Source organism: Paraburkholderia madseniana (genome assembly GCF_009690905.1).
Taxonomy (GTDB): domain Bacteria; phylum Pseudomonadota; class Gammaproteobacteria; order Burkholderiales; family Burkholderiaceae; genus Paraburkholderia; species Paraburkholderia madseniana.
The window spans coordinates 1-16,537 of sequence record NZ_VOSW01000007.1; the positions used below are offsets into that span (position 1 = coordinate 1).

Below are 16,537 nucleotides of genomic sequence, written 5' to 3' on the forward strand. Positions count from 1 at the left end.
TTTCCGCCGTCTCGCACGTGACTATGAACGTCTACCCGAAACGCTTGCCGGGTTGCATTTCGTGGTCTTCGCAATGCTCATGCTCGTTCACGCGGTGCCAGTACTTCCAAGTTCCTAACACGCTCTAGTAAAACGGTTCGATCCTACGCTTCAAATTCATCTCGAAAAAACCTTCTTTGCAACCTGACACACCACGCCATGGCGTTACGTCGACCTCCCAGTCGGCGTAAGCTATCGGTGACAATTCGTTTGATCAAGACAGAAGCATTACCAACCCGTATGGAGGCTTCATCGCAATGTCGCTGCCGAACGCTCCCGTTTCTGACTCTTCCGCCACCCAGACCACCGGCGCGCGTCTCGTCGTCGACGCTTTGCTGACGCACGGCGTCGAACGTGTTTTTTGTGTTCCCGGCGAGAGCTTTCTCGCCGTGCTCGATTCGCTGCACGACGAAACAGACCGCATCCAGACTATCGTTTGCCGGCACGAGGCGGCGGCCGCGAACATGGCGGAGGCCGTCGGCAAATTGACCGGACGCCCGGGCGTCGCCATCGTCACGCGCGGACCGGGCGCGACGCATGCATCGATCGGCGTGCACACCGCGTTTCAGGACTCGACGCCGATGATCCTGCTGATCGGCCAATGCGCGCGCGAGCATCTCGATCGCGAGGCCTTCCAGGAAATCGACTACCGGCGCATGTTCGGGCAGATGGCGAAATGGGTCGCGCAAATCGACGACCCGAAGCGTATTCCCGAATATCTGAGCCATGCGTTTCACACGGCGACGTCGGGACGTCCGGGGCCAGTTGTGTTGTCGTTGCCGGAAGATGTGTTGAGCGATGCGTGCGACCTTGTTGCCGGCGCACCCGCGTACAAGCGTGTGGCGGCGTCGCCGTCCGCGGCTCAGATGGAAGAGTTGTGCCGATTGCTGGAAGGCGCGCAACGGCCGATGGTGATTGCCGGTGGCAGCGGTTGGACACCAGCAGCATGTGCCGACCTGCAATGCTTCGTCGAGAATTGGCAATTGCCGATCGGCCTCGCGTTTCGCTTTCAGGACACGCTCGACAACGAGCATCCGAACTATGCGGGTGATGTTGGTCTCGGTATCAATCCGGCGCTTGCTCAGCGTATCCGCGATGCGGACCTGCTCCTCACGCTCGGTCCACGGCTAGGCGAAGCGACGACCAACGGCTACACGCTGCTCGACATTCCGAAGACCAAACAAACGCTGGTGCACGTGCATCAAGGCGCGGAAGAACTGGGGCGCGTGTATGCGGCAGATCTGCCGATTGTCTCGGGCATGCCAGAACTTGCAGCATTGCTTGCAGCGTTGAGGCCGTCTTCCGACAAGCTCGCATGGACCGGCGCTGCAGAAGAAGCGCATCGCGCGTATCTCGACTGGCGCAAGCCACGCGAGATCCCCGGCGACGTGCAAATGGGCGAAGTGATCCAGCAGTTGCGCGCGCATCTACCGGAAGACGCGATCCTCACAAACGGTGCGGGCAACTATGCAACGTGGCTGCACCGGCACTTCTCGTATCGGCATTTCCGTTCACAGCTTGCGCCGACCAGTGGCGCGATGGGCTACGGCGTACCAGCGGCGATTGCGGCGAAGTCGATGTATCCGCAACGCGCAGTGGTCGCATTAGCCGGCGACGGCTGCTTCATGATGTCCGCGCAAGAACTCGCGACGGCGATGCAATACGACTTGCATGTGATTTTCATCGTCGTGAACAACAGCCACTTCGGCACGATCCGGATGCATCAGGAGCGACACTATCCAAATCGCGTGCATGGTACAGGCCTCACGAATCCGGACTTCGCGGCGTTCGCGAGGTCGTTCGGCGCACATGGAGAAACAGTGGAGCGGACGGAAGACTTTCTGCCGGCGTTGCAGCGTTCCATGGAGGCCGGGTGCGCAGCGGTGATCGAGATTCGCATGCCGCAGGAGGCGAGCACGCCGGGCGCAACGTTGGAGCAGATTCGCGAGCAGGGAAGGAAACTGCGAGGCGAGACGGCTTAGCGTAGAAGGCTTGTGGACAACGTCCCTCTGCGCCGATGCGTCTTAAGTCGAATTTTTGACATACAGCAGACTTACCATGCGATCACCTTGTGCACCGTTTGACGAATCGGCTAGGGTAGCCATTCGTCTGAACGATTCAGGGAGTCAATATGCTTAAGGCTGCGGTATTTGCAAGTGCGCTGGGATTGTCGAGCGCCGTGTTCGCGATGGACGTGTCCTGTCCAGTTCATCCCACGGCAGAATGGATGAAGGAGAGTGACGCCCGTGCGCAGATCGAAGCGCAAGGCTACAAGATCGCGAAGTTCAAGGTCGACGACAACTGCTATGAGGTCGAAGCCTACAACAAGGACGGCAGAAAGGTGGAATTGAACTACGACACCAAGACGCTTGCAGTCATCCGGCAGAAGATGGAGTAAAACCCCCGGTTTATGCAAGGCTCTCCATGAGAAAAGCCTCGCATCAATGCGGGGCTTTTTTGTGCGCCACGAGCACATGACTCAAGCGTATATGACCGATAAAGCGCCAAGCTCCTTCATCAGAGCAGGCTTGTGAGATTCAATCACGTCGGATTGGATTTGATAGATCACGGACTTGATGACCTCAGTCTGGCTCATATCCGTGTCATGCATCAGCGTCTTGATATCTTCGGCGATGCGAGGTGTCACCTTCATCGACAGTCGTCGCCGTGCAGCGCCTCTGCGTTCCTTGAAACGCTCCGACGCTGATCGGTGCGCCTTAATCAACCGTGCCCGCGGATATTCACCGGATGCAAACCGGTGCAGATAGAGCGTCATGAGCACCTTCCGGAATTCGGTCGAGCTCGCGCTGTCGACCATATAAGCGGCCAAATCGAGAGCATCCAGATAGATGGCCGGCAGTTGCGCCTCAATCGGCCTGACTTCCTTCTGCCGCGCTTCGCGGACGGCTGGCGTGGATTGCGCGGGAATAGCGACCACGTGGTTACAGACGTCGCACACCGCCGCGAGAATATTCTTCACCTCACCTTTGCCGTCGCTGAAAGGCACGTCACGCCGTGCAAAGGTCGTGCTCACGAGCTGCTTGCAGTGGTGGCAGATTGCCTTGCTCTTCTCGCCTTCTTCGTAGAGTTTCATCTTCATGGCTTCGCTCACTGGTGCACGCTGATAAACACGGTTTCCGGATTGCCCACGAAGTAGAACTTCACGTACCAGCCGCAAGGTATAAAAGCGCCCTACTGATTTCGCGCCACCCGTGGAGATTGTCGATGAGTTTTTTTTCGGGAGAAGGCTAACTAATCGAGTTCACGCCAGCAGCACAAACTCAAAGCGCCATAAAAAAACCCCGCCGAAGCGGGGTTCCTGACATCCAAGCAAGCAGCGAAAAACCGCTTACTTCCCGCCCACGCTTTGCAGCGTCGTCCACTTGCCGTCGACAACCTTGTACAGCGTGATGCCGCCGTTCTTCAGGTCGCCCTTGCCGTCGTACGCGAGGTTCGCTGCCGTCACTGCCGGCATCGAGGTCTTCGCGAGCAGCGGCAGGTACTTGGCCGGATCTGTCGAGTTAGCCTTCTTCATGGCGTCGAACATGGCCATTGCGCCGTCGTAAGCGTACGGCGAGTACGTTTGCACATCTTCGTTGAAGCGCTTCTTGTACTTCGCAACGTAGTCCTTGCCGCCCGGCATTTCTTCCAGCGGCAGGCCGGCGAGCGATGCCACCGTACCGTTCGCTGCGTCACCCGCGATCTGGATGAAGGTCGGCGTGTGTACCATTTCGCCGCCCATCAGCGGTGCCTTGATGCCCAGTGCCTTCATCTGCTTGACCATCGGTGCCGCTTGCGAATCCGCGCCGCCGTAATAGATCAGGTCCGGGTTGACCGACTTCAGCTTGGTCAGGATCGACTTGAAGTCGACAGCCTTGTCGTTCGTGTATTCACGATCGACGATCGAGCCGCCCGCTGCCTTCGCTGCCTTTTCGAACTGATCAGCCAGACCCTGGCCGTAGGCCGTGCGGTCGTCGACGATCGCGATCTTCTTCACGCCCAGGGTCTTCACAGCGAACGTGCCGGCGACCGAACCTTGCTGCGTGTCGGACGTCATCATGCGGAACGTAGTCTTGAAACCTTGTTGCGTGTACTCGGGCGCCGTCGCCATTGCGATTTCGGGGATGCCCGCATTCGCATAGATGCGCGAAGCCGGAATCGTGGTGCCCGAGTTGAAGTGGCCGAGCATGCCCTTGATACCGTCATCCACCAGCTTTTGTGCAACGGTCGTGCCGGTGCGCGGGTCAGCCTGGTCGTCGGCCGAATCCAGCACGAAGCGAATCTGCTTGCCGCCGATCACCGGCTTGGTTGCGTTCATGTCTTCCACAGCCAGCGTGATGCCGTTCTGGAAGTCCTTACCGTAGTGCGCCTGTGCGCCCGTCATCGGACCGGCAAAGCCGATCTTCACGTCTTCGGTCGATTGAGCGTTGGCCGTCCCCGCCAGCGACATTGCTGCAACCAGCGCTGCGCCTGCCAGCTGTTTCATTTTGTGTTGCATAGCTTCTCCTTGGTACCAGGTGTGGATGGAGCGGTTTTTCGGGGTCGCCGTACCGCTTCCGTTTTTTTGAAGTAATCGATGAGGTTCGCTCAACCGATCGTCATCAAATTTGCATTACCGCCTGCTGCTGCCGTATTCACGCTGACCGAGCGTTCGGTCAACAGACGCTCGAGCGCGTAGTCCTCATCGCCGCTTTCCAGCGCGCGAGCCGCGACGCCCTGCACCGAGACGATCGGCCCCGCACGTTTCGCAACTTCCTTCACCAGCGCCAGCAGTTCGTCGCTATCGCCTTCGAACAGGACGGCGTCGAACGGCGTATCGGCGCTCTTCTTCACGCTTGCGTGGGACTTCAACGCGGCAGGAAGCTGCGCCACCAATTGTTCACCAGCCGCGCCCTCGAACAAGGCGTGATTTCCCGTAGCCAGCGCCGCAGCGAACTGCACGCGTGCGCCGCTCGCCGTCGAGGCAATGCACAGCACCGTGCCGCGTGCGCCCAGCGTGTACGTGTTGCGCTCGCCGGTCGGTCCAGACAATACCGCAGTTGCGCCCGCCGGCACATGCGACAGATAACCGTCGCAGCGTGCGGCCAGCACCGGCTGCTGTTCGCTGATCAGCCAGTCGCGCAGCGCCGTCAAGGCAGCGGACGGATTATCCCCGTTCACGCCCGCTTGCGGCACATCAACGATCAGTGCATCGGCCAGCGACTTCGGCAACCCTGCCGGACGCGTCGCCAGCAGACGCTGCAGATACAGCGCGCCACCTGCTTTCGGACCCGTGCCCGACAGACCTTCACCGCCGAACGGCTGAACACCCACCACCGCGCCGATCACATTGCGGTTCACGTAGATGTTGCCGACATGCGCGCGGCTGATCACGTGAGCGATCGTTTCGTCGATCCGCGTGTGAATGCCAAGCGTCAGGCCATAGCCAGTCGTACGGATCTGTTCGAGCAGCTTGTCCAGCTGGCTGCGGCGGTAACGCACCACATGCAGCACCGGGCCGAACACTTCACGCTTCAATTCGTCGATGCTGTCGAGTTCGATCAGCGTCGGCGGAACAAACGTGCCTTGTCCCCCGCCTTCCGGCATCGGCAGTTGCTCGATCTTGCGACCTTTCTCGCGCATTGCCGCGACGTGCGCGTCGATACCGCGCTTCGCATCGAGGTCGATCACCGGGCCGACGTCGATCGACAGGCGGTCCGGATTGCCCACCGACAGTTCGCGCATCGCGCCCGTCAGCATTTCGAGCGTGCGATCCGCAACGTCCTCTTGTAGACAAAGAACGCGCAACGCGGAACACCGTTGACCGGCGGAGTCGAACGAGGACTGCAGCACGTCCGCGACCACCTGCTCAGCGAGCGCCGACGAATCGACAATCATCGCGTTCTGGCCGCCGGTTTCGGCGATCAGCGGGATCGGCTTGCCTTCCGGATCGAGACGGTTCGAGAGCGTCTTGTTGATCAGGCGCGCGACTTCGGTCGAACCGGTGAACATCACCGCACGGGTGCGCGGATCGGCCACCAGCGCTGCACCAACCGTTTCACCATTGCCCGGCAGCAGTTGCACCGCGCCCGCCGGCACGCCGGCTTCGCGCAGGATACGCACGGCTTGCGCGGCGATCAGCGGCGTTTGTTCGGCCGGCTTCGCGAGCACGGTGTTACCAGCCGCCAAAGCTGCAGCCACCTGGCCCATAAAAATCGCCAGCGGGAAGTTCCACGGGCTGATACAGACCACCGGACCAAGCGGGCGGTGCGTGTCGTTGGAGAACTCGTTGCGGATCTGCGTCGAGTAGTAGCGCAGGAAATCGATCGCTTCGCGGATTTCCGCGACCGCGTTCGCCAGCGACTTACCGGCTTCACGCACCACAAGACCCATCAGCGTGTGCATCTGGGCTTCGAGCAGATCGGCCGCACGCGCGAGGCAATCGGCGCGGGCATCGACCGGCGTCGCTTGCCAGATCGGCGCGGCGGCGACTGCGTGGGCCATTGCGGCGCTCACATGTTCCGAGGTCGCTTCCACCACAGTACCGACGAGGTCGCGATGATCGGCCGGGTTGCGCACATCACGTGCGACGCCCACGGCGATCTCGTTGTCTTCGAGCATCGGCGCGGCGCGCCACGGATGATGCGCGCTCGCCAGCAACGCCGACGACAGCGAGGCCAGACGATGTTCGTTCGACAGATCGAGGCCCATCGAATTGAGACGCTCGGCGCCGAACAGATTGCGCGGCAGCGGAATCTTCGCGTGCGGTGCGCCGAGCGGGACGATCTTCGAGGCTTCGTCGACCGGGTCGGCGATCAGGTCCTTGATCGCGACGTTTTCGTCGGCGATGCGGTTCACGAACGACGTGTTCGCGCCGTTTTCCAGCAGGCGGCGCACGAGGTACGCGAGCAGCGTTTCATGCGTGCCAACCGGCGCATACACGCGGCACGGACGGTTCAGCTTGTCGCGGCCGGTGACTTCCTCATACAGCGGTTCACCCATGCCGTGCAGGCACTGGAACTCGTACTGGCCGGGGTAGTAGTTATTGCCCGCGAGGTGATAGATCGCCGACAGCGTGTGCGCGTTGTGCGTGGCGAACTGCGGATAGACGGCATCCGGCGCGCTGAGCAGCTTCTTCGCGCAGGCAAGGTAGGAGACGTCCGTGTAGATCTTGCGCGTGTAGACCGGATAGCCTTCGAGGCCGTCCACTTGTGCGCGCTTGATTTCGGTATCCCAGTACGCGCCCTTCACGAGACGGACCATGATGCGGTGGCGGCTGCGGCGCGCCAGATCGATCAGGTATTCGATTACGAATGGGCAGCGCTTCTGATACGCCTGCACCACGAAACCGATGCCGTTCCAGCCAGCCAGTTCCGGATCGAAGCACAGCGCTTCAAGCAGATCGAGCGAGATTTCGAGGCGGTCGGCTTCCTCAGCGTCGATGTTCAGGCCGATGTCGTAGCGGCGCGCGAGGATCGCCAGCGAGCGCACGCGCGGTAGCAGTTCGCTCATCGTGCGTTCCTGCTGCGAACGCGAGTAGCGTGCGTGGAGCGCCGACAGCTTGATCGAGATGCCCGGGCCTTCGTAAATGCCGCGGCCGCCGGCCGCTTTGCCGATCGCGTGGATCGCCTGTTCGTACGAGGCGTAGTAGCGTTGCGCGTCGGCTTCGGTGGTCGCCGCTTCGCCGAGCATGTCGTACGAGTAGCGGAAGCCGCGTGCTTCGTACTTGCGGCTATTCGCCAGCGCTTCGGAGATGTTCTCGCCCGTGACAAACTGTTCGCCCATCAAGCGCATCGCCATGTCGACGCCCTTGCGGATCAGCGGCTCGCCGCCCTTGCCGATCAGACGCGTGAGCGCCGACGAGAGGCTCGCCTCACTGTTGGTCCCCACCAGTTTGCCGGTGATCATCAAGCCCCACGTTGCGGCGTTGACGAACAGCGACGGCGCCTGGCCGACGTGCGACTTCCAGTCGCCCTTGCTGATCTTGTCGCGGATCAGCGCGTCACGCGTGGCGCGATCGGGAATCCGCAGCAGCGCTTCGGCGAGGCACATCAGCGCGACGCCTTCCTGGCTCGACAACGAGAACTCGTGGATCAGCCCTTCGACGCCGCCGCCACGGCTCTTGGTGCGCAGCGTTTCGACCAGCTTGCCGGCCATCGTCTGTACGTCGCCCGCGAGGTTGGCCGGCAAACGCGCCTGGCCGAGCAGGAACGGCACGCATTCCGGCTCGGGACGGCGGTACGCAGCGGTGATCGCCGCGCGCAGCACCGATTGCGGTTGCACGTTCTGCGCGAATTCGAGGAACGGATGCGACGCACCGTCTTCCTCGTGCTCCACCGCGGCGCCGTCAGCCAGATCGGCCGAGCCGGTGTGGCCCGACAATTCCGACGGCAATTGGCCGTGCTCGATCTTTTCGAGGTACGCGAAGATCGCCTGCTTGATCAGCCAGTGCGGAGTGCGTTCGAGCCGGGTGGCGGCGTCTTTCAGCCGGGAACGCAGGAGGTCGTCGACCTTGACGCCAAGGGTGGTGCTAGCCATGTTTCCTTCTTCGGATACCAAACGAATTCGCTGGGAAAGACTAAAAGTTGGGCGAATCGTACGCCTCCAAATAAAAAGGTGCAACCATGCGCTGAGCATGGTTGCACCTTTTTAAAAGCCCTGTACGGCGGGGGTTTGCGCCGAATGGCGCTGCGCGTGGCGACGGCGGTTGCGATCAGTATTTTCCCTGGCGTGATTCTTTTCGCTTTTACCCTTATCAGATTGCTCGGCGCGCCGTTATACAGAATATGGATGGTCGCGGCCGCAAGGCACGCACATAAAAACGGTACGGGGTTTTAGAGGACTGGCGAAATGGAAAAGTGGTTAGTGATATTGGGCATCTGGGCGATGTGCGCCACGTGTGGCGTGCTTTTCATCCGCGGCGCGACGCGCGGCCCGGGCAGACGTGAGACGGAAGAAAGGCGGGCGCGTCCGGCATCGCGCGCATCAGCTGGCGATGCGCGGGCAGCTTTGAACGATTGAGGGGCTAAGCCCGACGGTTAATGATGGACATCAAGACGCCGCTCCTCGACTGACACCGCAAAGCAGGTACGCGCCGCACGGCTCACACCGGGCGGCGATGCAGACGCACGCGTCAATGCCGTGGAATGGGGTCGTACTGTGCACAGGCGTCGTCAGGCGAAACGAGCTGGTCGTGCAGACGGCATAGCCGGCTATCCGCCACGCTCGCGCCAAACCCGGAACTGAACACGGCGAGGCCCGGAATGCTCTGCTCCAGTGAATGCCGATCCTCGGCGCGATACCGGCAGCTTGCGCAGCGCGGCGCGCACGCATCGAAGCGTGCGTGGGCTGTGCCGGCGATGCGGACCGCCTCGCTCATCACGTGCCCTGCCCCAAGCTATTCCAGTACGGTGCGAACACGTGCGCGGACAGCGCGTAGCCGATGGCGATATTGACTACCACGCCCGCCGTAAAGGCCAGGAACGGTTTCAGGCCGGTGGCCGAGAGCGCGCGCAGGCGTGTGGTCAACCCGATGCTCAGGAAACAGAACGTGAACGCCCACGTGCGCAAGGCAGTGATCGGCGCGACGAATTCGGGCGTGACGACCTTGCGGTAGTCGGCCAGCGAGTAGTGGCTGGCGATCCACGTCACCAGCGCTGAAGCGATTACGAAGCCGATCACGAACTTCGGAAAACGCGCCCAGATTTCACCGACGTTGGCCTTGGCTTTGACGCCGCTGTCCTGCGACTCCCAGCGCGTCGTCGCGACGATGGCGAGCACGAACGCCCAGATACCGATCCAGATATCGCGGCCGACCACCTTCATCAGCGTGAACGCCTGCAGCGACGCCTCGGGGGCGCCCGCAATCGCACCGCCCGCGTGTTTCGCGAAGTCGCCGTAAGCTTGCGCGGCGGCAATACCCGCGGCGTCGGCGAACTCGGACGTGCCGATCCATGCGCCCGCCACTGCTGTCGAGAGTCCCAGCGAGCGCGACGCAAAGGGCAGGACGAAAATCATCACGATCGCCCACAACACCACCAGCGTAATCGCTACCGACACCTGCTCGCGTTTGGCGCGCACCGCACCGGCAATTGCGATCGCCGCCGACACGCCGCACACCGCGCCACCCACGCCCAGCACGGCCGCAAACCGCCGGTCGAGACCGAACGCCTTGGCGGCAAAGAAGATCACGAAGAACGTCACGAGCGAGACGATGGTCGCCTGCCCGACCGCGACCGGCCCCGCCCACACCAGCAAGGTGAACGGCAGCGTCGCGCCGAGCAACACGATGCCGACCTTGATATAAAACTCCACGCGCAAGCCCGCTGAAAACCACTCGGGCAACGTGAACACATTGGAAATCAGGAGGCCGAGCGCCAGTGCCACCAACGGCGGCTCGAGGTTGTACTTCGACGCATTGACCCACGCGCCCAGCGTGAAGATCAGCGCCGATGCGATGAACAGGATCAGGAACGAGCCAAGGAAAATGCCGACCCGCTGCTTCAGCGCGGCAAGGCTCACGCCGAACAGCACAGCGAACACGACGAACAGCGCGACATAGTTCGGCAGATGCTTGCCGATGTCCTGCGCGGCCTGTCCCACGCTCGCCCATTTGGCGGGCGCCACCGCCAGCCACTTGATGCTGCTGCCCGAGGCGAATAGCGCCCAGGCAATCACGATCACCAGCAGGCCGATCCAGACGGCCCACCAGTCTTCAGTTGAAAAGAGCCCGCCGCCGTGTGCGCTATGGTCACTGCGCGGTTTGCCGGGCGCGGCGCCGGTCGGCAACGTCTGGTTGGTATCGCTCATCGCAAATGCCCCGAGGAAGTTGAGGTGCATCGGCGCGGGATTTTTGAGTTTTGCCTGAAGGTGCGCCGATTCGGCGAAATATAGGCGAGCGACGTCCCAAAACGAAACGACCATTCGCTCTATGAATATGACTTAAAGGAGTAATGCTGCGAAGTTGTCGCAAAGCGGCCGGCAGCGGGCGTCAGATGTCGAGGGGATCGACTTCGAGATTCCAGCGCAGCACGCCTTTCAGGCCGCGCAGCATCGGTTGCCATGCGCGCAAAGTGGCCTGCAACGCGGCCCGCGACGCGCTTTCGATCAGCAATTGCGCCCGATGTACGTGCATCACCTTGACGATGGTGAGCGGCACGGCGTCATAGACTGTCACGCGCCCGGCGGCCGGGATCTCCGTCAGCGCGGCGGCCGCCTGCTGCAGGAACGCGAGCGCGGCTTCGAGTGTGCGGCCTTCGGCGCGCAGCAAAGCCTGATAGGCGAACGGCGGCAGATGAGCGTCGCGCCGCTCGGCCAGCGTCGAATTGGCAAAGCCGACGTAGTCATGTCGCCCCAGCGCGTGATACAGCGCATGGCGCGGATAGCGCGTCTGCACCAGCACTTCACCCGGCAAACCGGCGCGGCCTGCGCGGCCGCTCACTTGCATCAATTGCGCGAAGAGGCGTTCGCTCGCGCGGAAGTCGTGTGAAAACAAGGCGGTGTCGGCGTTCAGCACGCCGACCAGCGACACCCGCTGGAAGTCGTGGCCCTTTGCGATCATCTGCGTGCCGACGAGGATGTCGACCTCGCCGGCGTGGACATCGGAAAACAGCGCCTGCGCGCTGCCTTTGCGGCGTGTGCTGTCGGCGTCGATGCGCAGCACGCGGGCGCCGGGCACCGCGCTCGCCAGCGTTTCTTCGACGCGTTGCGTGCCGCGTCCCATCGGCGCGATGTCGACATTGCCGCAGTCCGGGCACGAGCGCGGAATGCGCGATTCCCAGCCGCAGTGGTGGCAGCGCAGCGCGCGCTCCGGTTTGTGCAAGACGACGTAGGCGCTGCAGCGAGGGCAACCGGCCACCCAGCCGCAGGCGTCGCAGGAAAGCTGTGGTGCGTAACCGCGCCGGTTCAGGAACACGAGACTTTGCTCGCCGCGCTCGAGCCGCGCCTTCAACGCCGCAATCAACGGCCCGGACAAACCCTCCACCGAGGCCCGCCCGCGCCGCCGCTCTTCTTCGAGATCGATCAGCTTGACGGTCGGCAGAACGGCCTCGGCAACTGCACGGCGCGACAGCGTGAGACGCTTGTAGCGGCCCTGATCCGCCTGCCACCAGCTTTCCAGCGACGGCGTAGCCGAGCCGAGCACAACCGGCAAACCGAGTTGCTTGCCGCGATAGATCGCCAGATCGCGTGCCGAATAGCGCAAGCCTTCCTGTTGCTTGTAGGCCGGATCGTGTTCTTCGTCGACGACGATGATCGCGAGTTTCGGCAGCGAGGCAAGCACCGCCAGCCGCGTACCGAGCACGATGCGAGCGCGCCCGGTGTGCCCCGCGAACCAGTTGCGGGCGCGTTCGCCTTCCGCGAGACCGCTGTGCAGCGTGACGATCGAGGTGCCTTCGAGCGCGGCAAAACGCGCACGGAAGGCCGACTCGAACTGCGGCGTCAGATTGATTTCAGGAACGAGGACAAGGGCCTGCGCGTCGGGCTTCGCCGCCAGAATCTCGGCGAGCGCGCGCAGATACACCTCGGTTTTGCCGCTGCCCGTCACGCCGTGCAGCAGGAAGGGCGCGAAGCCGTTCGCGTCGCGGATCGCTTCGACCGCAGTCGCCTGTTCGTCGGTGAGCGTGGGGAGGATGGGTGCAGGCGTGTCCGGTGATGCGGGGCCAGCGAGCACCTCGGCGGCTTCGATCACCTCCAGCGCGACCCAGCCTTCGGACTGCCATGCGTCCAGGGTTGCGATGGCTTTGGGATGAAGCGCGCGAGCCTCGGCGGCGCTCAGAAACTCGGCCTCCGCCAGGGCCTGGGCAAGCTTGCGCAATGCGCTTGCACGCGCCGGCAATGTTTCCGGCAACGCGGCGCGACCCTCGGCGGTCAGGCTGTAGCGCTCCTCAGGTGCGAACAGGCGCGACCAGCGCGACGCGTCACGCAGGGCTTGCGGCAAGGCAGGCAGGGCCACTTCCCCGAGGCCGCGTTGATAGTAGTCGGCGGCGAAGGCTGCGAGCCGCAGCCATTCGGTCGACACGGGCGGGCAGGCGGTACAGACATGGGTGACCGCTCGCAGACGGTCAGCGGGTACGTCACTGTGAGTGGTCACTTCGCAGACGAGACCCACCACGTGACGCTTGCCGAACGGCACGCTCACCATCATGCCCGGCGCGACACGCTCGGGCGTGCCGCAGCGGTAGTCGAACAGGGTCGGCAGCGGATGATCCAGCGCGACGCGGACGAACACTTCACTCACGCGGCGATGTGGATCGAGCGAACGGATGCGGCATGAGGCCGCGTCTCGGTGCACATTGAGCAAACGGCGAGTCCATCGAAGTTAAAGTAAAACTTCAATTTCGGCGCTAAGTTTTGGATTCGGCTGAACAATTGCAATCGGTCCGCTTGCCTGTGGATAACTTTGTTGAGAACTTCGTTCAGATAGGCCGGGAACCGCGCTGCAGCGGCCTTCTGTGGGTTTCCGCACATTTTGCCGTGCCCCCTTGAAACCCTTGCCAGACAAGGCTTAGATCAAATGCGCCTGCAATGTGCAAGGGCTAGGGCACGACGAAAGCTTCTACCGCGCCGCAGCGTGAACAATGTGCATAAGTCAAGTCTTGACTTTCGCAAGACCGCCATCTGACGGCCTGCCGACTACAAATATTCCCTTAGGCCGAGAGCCCAGTTCGCTGCGCTGCAGCAAAAATGGCAACGTTTTCGGCGTCAGCTTGGTGCATGCGCGCCACTGCGAATCGCGCGGCTATGACGATGGACTTCATCCACGAGCTCAGCAACATTCTCCGGCGGCGTGAACTGCGAAATGCCGTGGCCGAGATTGAAAACGTGACCAGGATGATTACCGAAGCGGTCGAGCACGGCACGCGCTTCCATGCGGATTGCGGCCGGCGGCGCAAACAGCACCGAAGGATCGATATTGCCTTGCAGCGCCACCTTGCTACCCACGCGCTCGCGCGCCTTGCTCAGGTTCACGGTCCAGTCGAGACCCACCGCATCCACGCCGATATCGGCGATCTCGTCGAGCCACAACCCGCCGCCCTTCGTGAAGGTGATCACCGGCACTTTTTCTCCGTCGTGATCGCGTTTCAGTTGGCTCACGACCTGCTGGATGTACTGCAACGAGAAGCGTTGGTAGACGCCGTCCGCGAGCGCCCCGCCCCACGTGTCGAAGATCATCACGGCTTGCGCGCCGGCTTCGATCTGCGCATTCAGGTACGCCGCAACCGATTTCGCATTGACGTCGAGAATTCGGTGCATCAGGTCCGGACGCGCGTACAGCATCGATTTGACCGTGCGGAAGTCCGCTGAACCGCCGCCTTCCACCATGTAACACGCCAGTGTCCACGGGCTGCCCGAAAAGCCGATCAGCGGCACGCGCTGGCGGCCTTGCGCGTCGGTCAGCGCGGTGCGGATTTCGCGCACCGCGTCGGTCACGTAGCGCAGCGTGGCGTCGATATCGGGGACGGCCAGGCGCGCCACATCGTCTTCCGTGCGCACCGGACGAGCGAATTTCGGGCCCTCGCCAGCGACGAACTCGAGACCCAGGCCCATGGCGTCAGGCACGGTGAGGATATCGGAGAACAGGATCGCGGCGTCGAGCGGATAGCGCTCGAGCGGCTGCAGCGTGACTTCCGTTGCGTACGCCGGGTTCTTCGCCAGACCGAGGAAACTCCCCGCGCGACCCCGCGTCGCGTTGTATTCCGGCAGGTAGCGGCCAGCCTGCCGCATCAGCCAGATCGGCGTGTAGTCGGTCGGCTGGCGCAGCAGCGCGCGCAGGAAAGTGTCGTTCAGGAGTTTATGGGCCACGTTGCGTACGACTGAAGGCAAAGAAGCATTTTACCGGACCCGGCAGGCCGCATCGCGCTTGATGCGGGCAATAACTGTGGCGCACCTTGCTTGCGGCCGGCTTTTTTGCAGCCCGGTGCGGCGCCATGACTCGGCTGAACGGCCAATGTTCAAGCGTGAATTGCCGGGCTATCATCCGACGGCCTTACCAAACAATTACGCGCAACCAAGGAGACTCGATGAACAAGGCAGCACTCGCACTGCTCGGCGTTCTGGCCGGTGTTTTGATGCACGCAGGCGTGGCCCAGGCGCAGAGCGCCGCCACCGCCGCGGCGCCCTCGCGGCTAGACGACATTCTCGCGCGCGGCACGCTGCGCGCCTGTACGACCGGCGATTACAAGCCGTACTCGTTTTACAAGGCAGACGGCCAGTTCGAAGGCATCGATATCGACATGGCCGAATCGCTCGCCAAATCGCTCGGGGTGAAGGCGGAATTCGTCAAGACATCGTGGCCGAACCTGATGAACGACTTCGTGGCGAAATGCGACGTCGGCGTGGGCGGTGTTTCGCCGACGCTCGAGCGCCAGAAGCGCGCGTTTTTCACGCAGGCGTACATGATCGACGGCAAGACGCCGATCGTTCGGTGTGACGACGTCAACAAGTATCAAACGGTGGCGCAGATCGATCAACCGGCGACCCGCGTGATCGTCAATCCGGGCGGTACCAACGAGCGTTTCGCCAAGCAGTATTTCCCGCATGCGAATCTGACCGTCTATCCGGACAACGTGACGATCTTCAAACAAATCCTCGCCGGTAAGGCCGACGTGATGGTGACCGATGCATCGGAGACCCTGCTGCAACAAAAGCTGAATCCGGGCCTTTGCTCGGTGCATCCGGACAAGCCCTTCCAGTATGGCGAGAAGGCTTGGCTGCTGCCGCGCGGCGATGTGGCCTTCCAGCAATACGTCGATCAATGGTTGCACCTTGCGCGAGCGACCGGGGAATATCAGGCGATCTCGGATAAGTGGCTGAAGTGAAGGTTGTGAGGTGCGGCCTGCGTCGCGCTTAATTGGAAAAGGCAAGCGGCTTGAACGATTAATAGGTCCGCATGGCTGACACAATCGTGTAACCAGACCCCAAGGCGCTACGCAAAACCCGAACAATGCCGTTGAACAAGGGTCCAACGAACCGGCCGCTTGCACGATTACCCTCATGTGCGGGGTGTTGCAGCGCAGCGCACATACTCGTCCGCACACAGACGGACTTCGTAACGCTGGAAAAGCGCCTGTAATACAGCCGATTCATGCAGAAAAAGATGAGCATGCAACCATTTCATGCGGAATCGACTGAATGGATTACGCCGCAATATGCGTCGCGAATAGCATCAATCAAGCGTATGAAATTGCGTTACAGTCATCGGTAAAAATTACGTTTAAAACGTTTCGGATTGGAAATAAGTCCCGCAACGCCTTATCTGGCGGGCGTTACAACCTGAAACACTTTGTTACCGCGCTCGTAGGTTAATTCGCCCACAATGCCCTCAACGGTTTCAACACGGATGTGGCTGGGTGCGTGGTGTGAGCGGATACGATGCACTTGCCGGTCGGCGTTTGCCGAAGCCCTGTGAAGGGGCATCCCTGCTGGGGCCGTAGTCGACGCAGGGTCGTCGTCTCAGTTGGTTCCATCTTTGGTCTCCTCGCGCTAACCCCGTAGCGTGTGGTTTTTAGCGGGCTCCAGG

Annotated in this window: 10 protein-coding genes and 1 pseudogene; 4 read left to right on the plus strand and 7 right to left on the minus strand. The window is 62.0% G+C overall.

Annotated elements, in window-relative coordinates:
* The 3 genes and pseudogenes from FSO04_RS05380 to FSO04_RS05390 all read left to right on the plus strand — a co-directional run.
* Positions 1–118: pseudogene (locus FSO04_RS05380) on the plus strand (IS5/IS1182 family transposase); the annotation flags it as partial.
* A 178-nt stretch (positions 119–296) separates the two neighbouring features.
* Positions 297–2,021: a thiamine pyrophosphate-binding protein gene (locus FSO04_RS05385; RefSeq protein WP_154558716.1), complete on the plus strand. Its 1,725-nt coding sequence runs from the start codon at positions 297–299 to the stop codon at positions 2,019–2,021.
* Positions 2,022–2,170: 149 nt separating this feature from the next.
* Positions 2,171–2,437 (plus strand): PepSY domain-containing protein, encoded by a 267-nt coding sequence (locus tag FSO04_RS05390; RefSeq protein WP_154558717.1) that lies wholly within the window; start codon positions 2,171–2,173, stop codon positions 2,435–2,437.
* 81 nt (positions 2,438–2,518) lie between these two features.
* On the opposite strand, the gene FSO04_RS05395 is transcribed toward FSO04_RS05390, so the two are convergent.
* The 7 genes from FSO04_RS05395 to hemE all read right to left on the minus strand — a co-directional run bounded on the left by FSO04_RS05395 (position 2,519) and on the right by hemE (position 14,820).
* Positions 2,519–3,139 (minus strand): hypothetical protein, encoded by a 621-nt coding sequence (locus FSO04_RS05395; protein WP_199203012.1) that lies wholly within the window; start codon positions 3,137–3,139, stop codon positions 2,519–2,521.
* A gap of 249 nt (positions 3,140–3,388) precedes the next feature.
* Positions 3,389–4,537, minus strand: a complete 1,149-nt coding sequence (locus FSO04_RS05400) for a branched-chain amino acid ABC transporter substrate-binding protein (RefSeq protein WP_154558718.1) — start codon at positions 4,535–4,537, stop codon at positions 3,389–3,391.
* Positions 4,538–4,626: 89 nt separating this feature from the next.
* A complete protein-coding gene (gene putA, locus FSO04_RS05405; protein WP_154558719.1) occupies positions 4,627–8,556 on the minus strand; it encodes a trifunctional transcriptional regulator/proline dehydrogenase/L-glutamate gamma-semialdehyde dehydrogenase in 3,930 nt (1,309 codons plus the stop codon).
* Between the two features lie 595 nt (positions 8,557–9,151).
* Positions 9,152–9,397: a hypothetical protein gene (locus tag FSO04_RS05410; protein WP_154558720.1), complete on the minus strand. Its 246-nt coding sequence runs from the start codon at positions 9,395–9,397 to the stop codon at positions 9,152–9,154.
* Entirely contained in the window at positions 9,397–10,827 is a 1,431-nt protein-coding gene (locus tag FSO04_RS05415) for a YeiH family protein (RefSeq protein WP_154558721.1), read from the minus strand. The genes FSO04_RS05410 and FSO04_RS05415 overlap by 1 nt, the downstream gene beginning before the upstream one ends.
* Before the next feature lie 181 nt (positions 10,828–11,008).
* The gene (locus FSO04_RS05420) at positions 11,009–13,255 is read right to left on the minus strand and encodes a primosomal protein N' (RefSeq protein WP_174825277.1); all 2,247 of its coding nucleotides are present in this window, start codon (positions 13,253–13,255) and stop codon (positions 11,009–11,011) included.
* Between the two features lie 464 nt (positions 13,256–13,719).
* Entirely contained in the window at positions 13,720–14,820 is a 1,101-nt protein-coding gene (hemE, locus tag FSO04_RS05425) for a uroporphyrinogen decarboxylase (RefSeq protein WP_168435571.1), read from the minus strand.
* A gap of 218 nt (positions 14,821–15,038) precedes the next feature.
* Between hemE and FSO04_RS05430 the strand changes: the two genes are divergently transcribed.
* Positions 15,039–15,836, plus strand: a complete 798-nt coding sequence (locus FSO04_RS05430; protein WP_154558723.1) for a transporter substrate-binding domain-containing protein — start codon at positions 15,039–15,041, stop codon at positions 15,834–15,836.
* Positions 15,837–16,537: the final 701 nt, after the last annotated feature.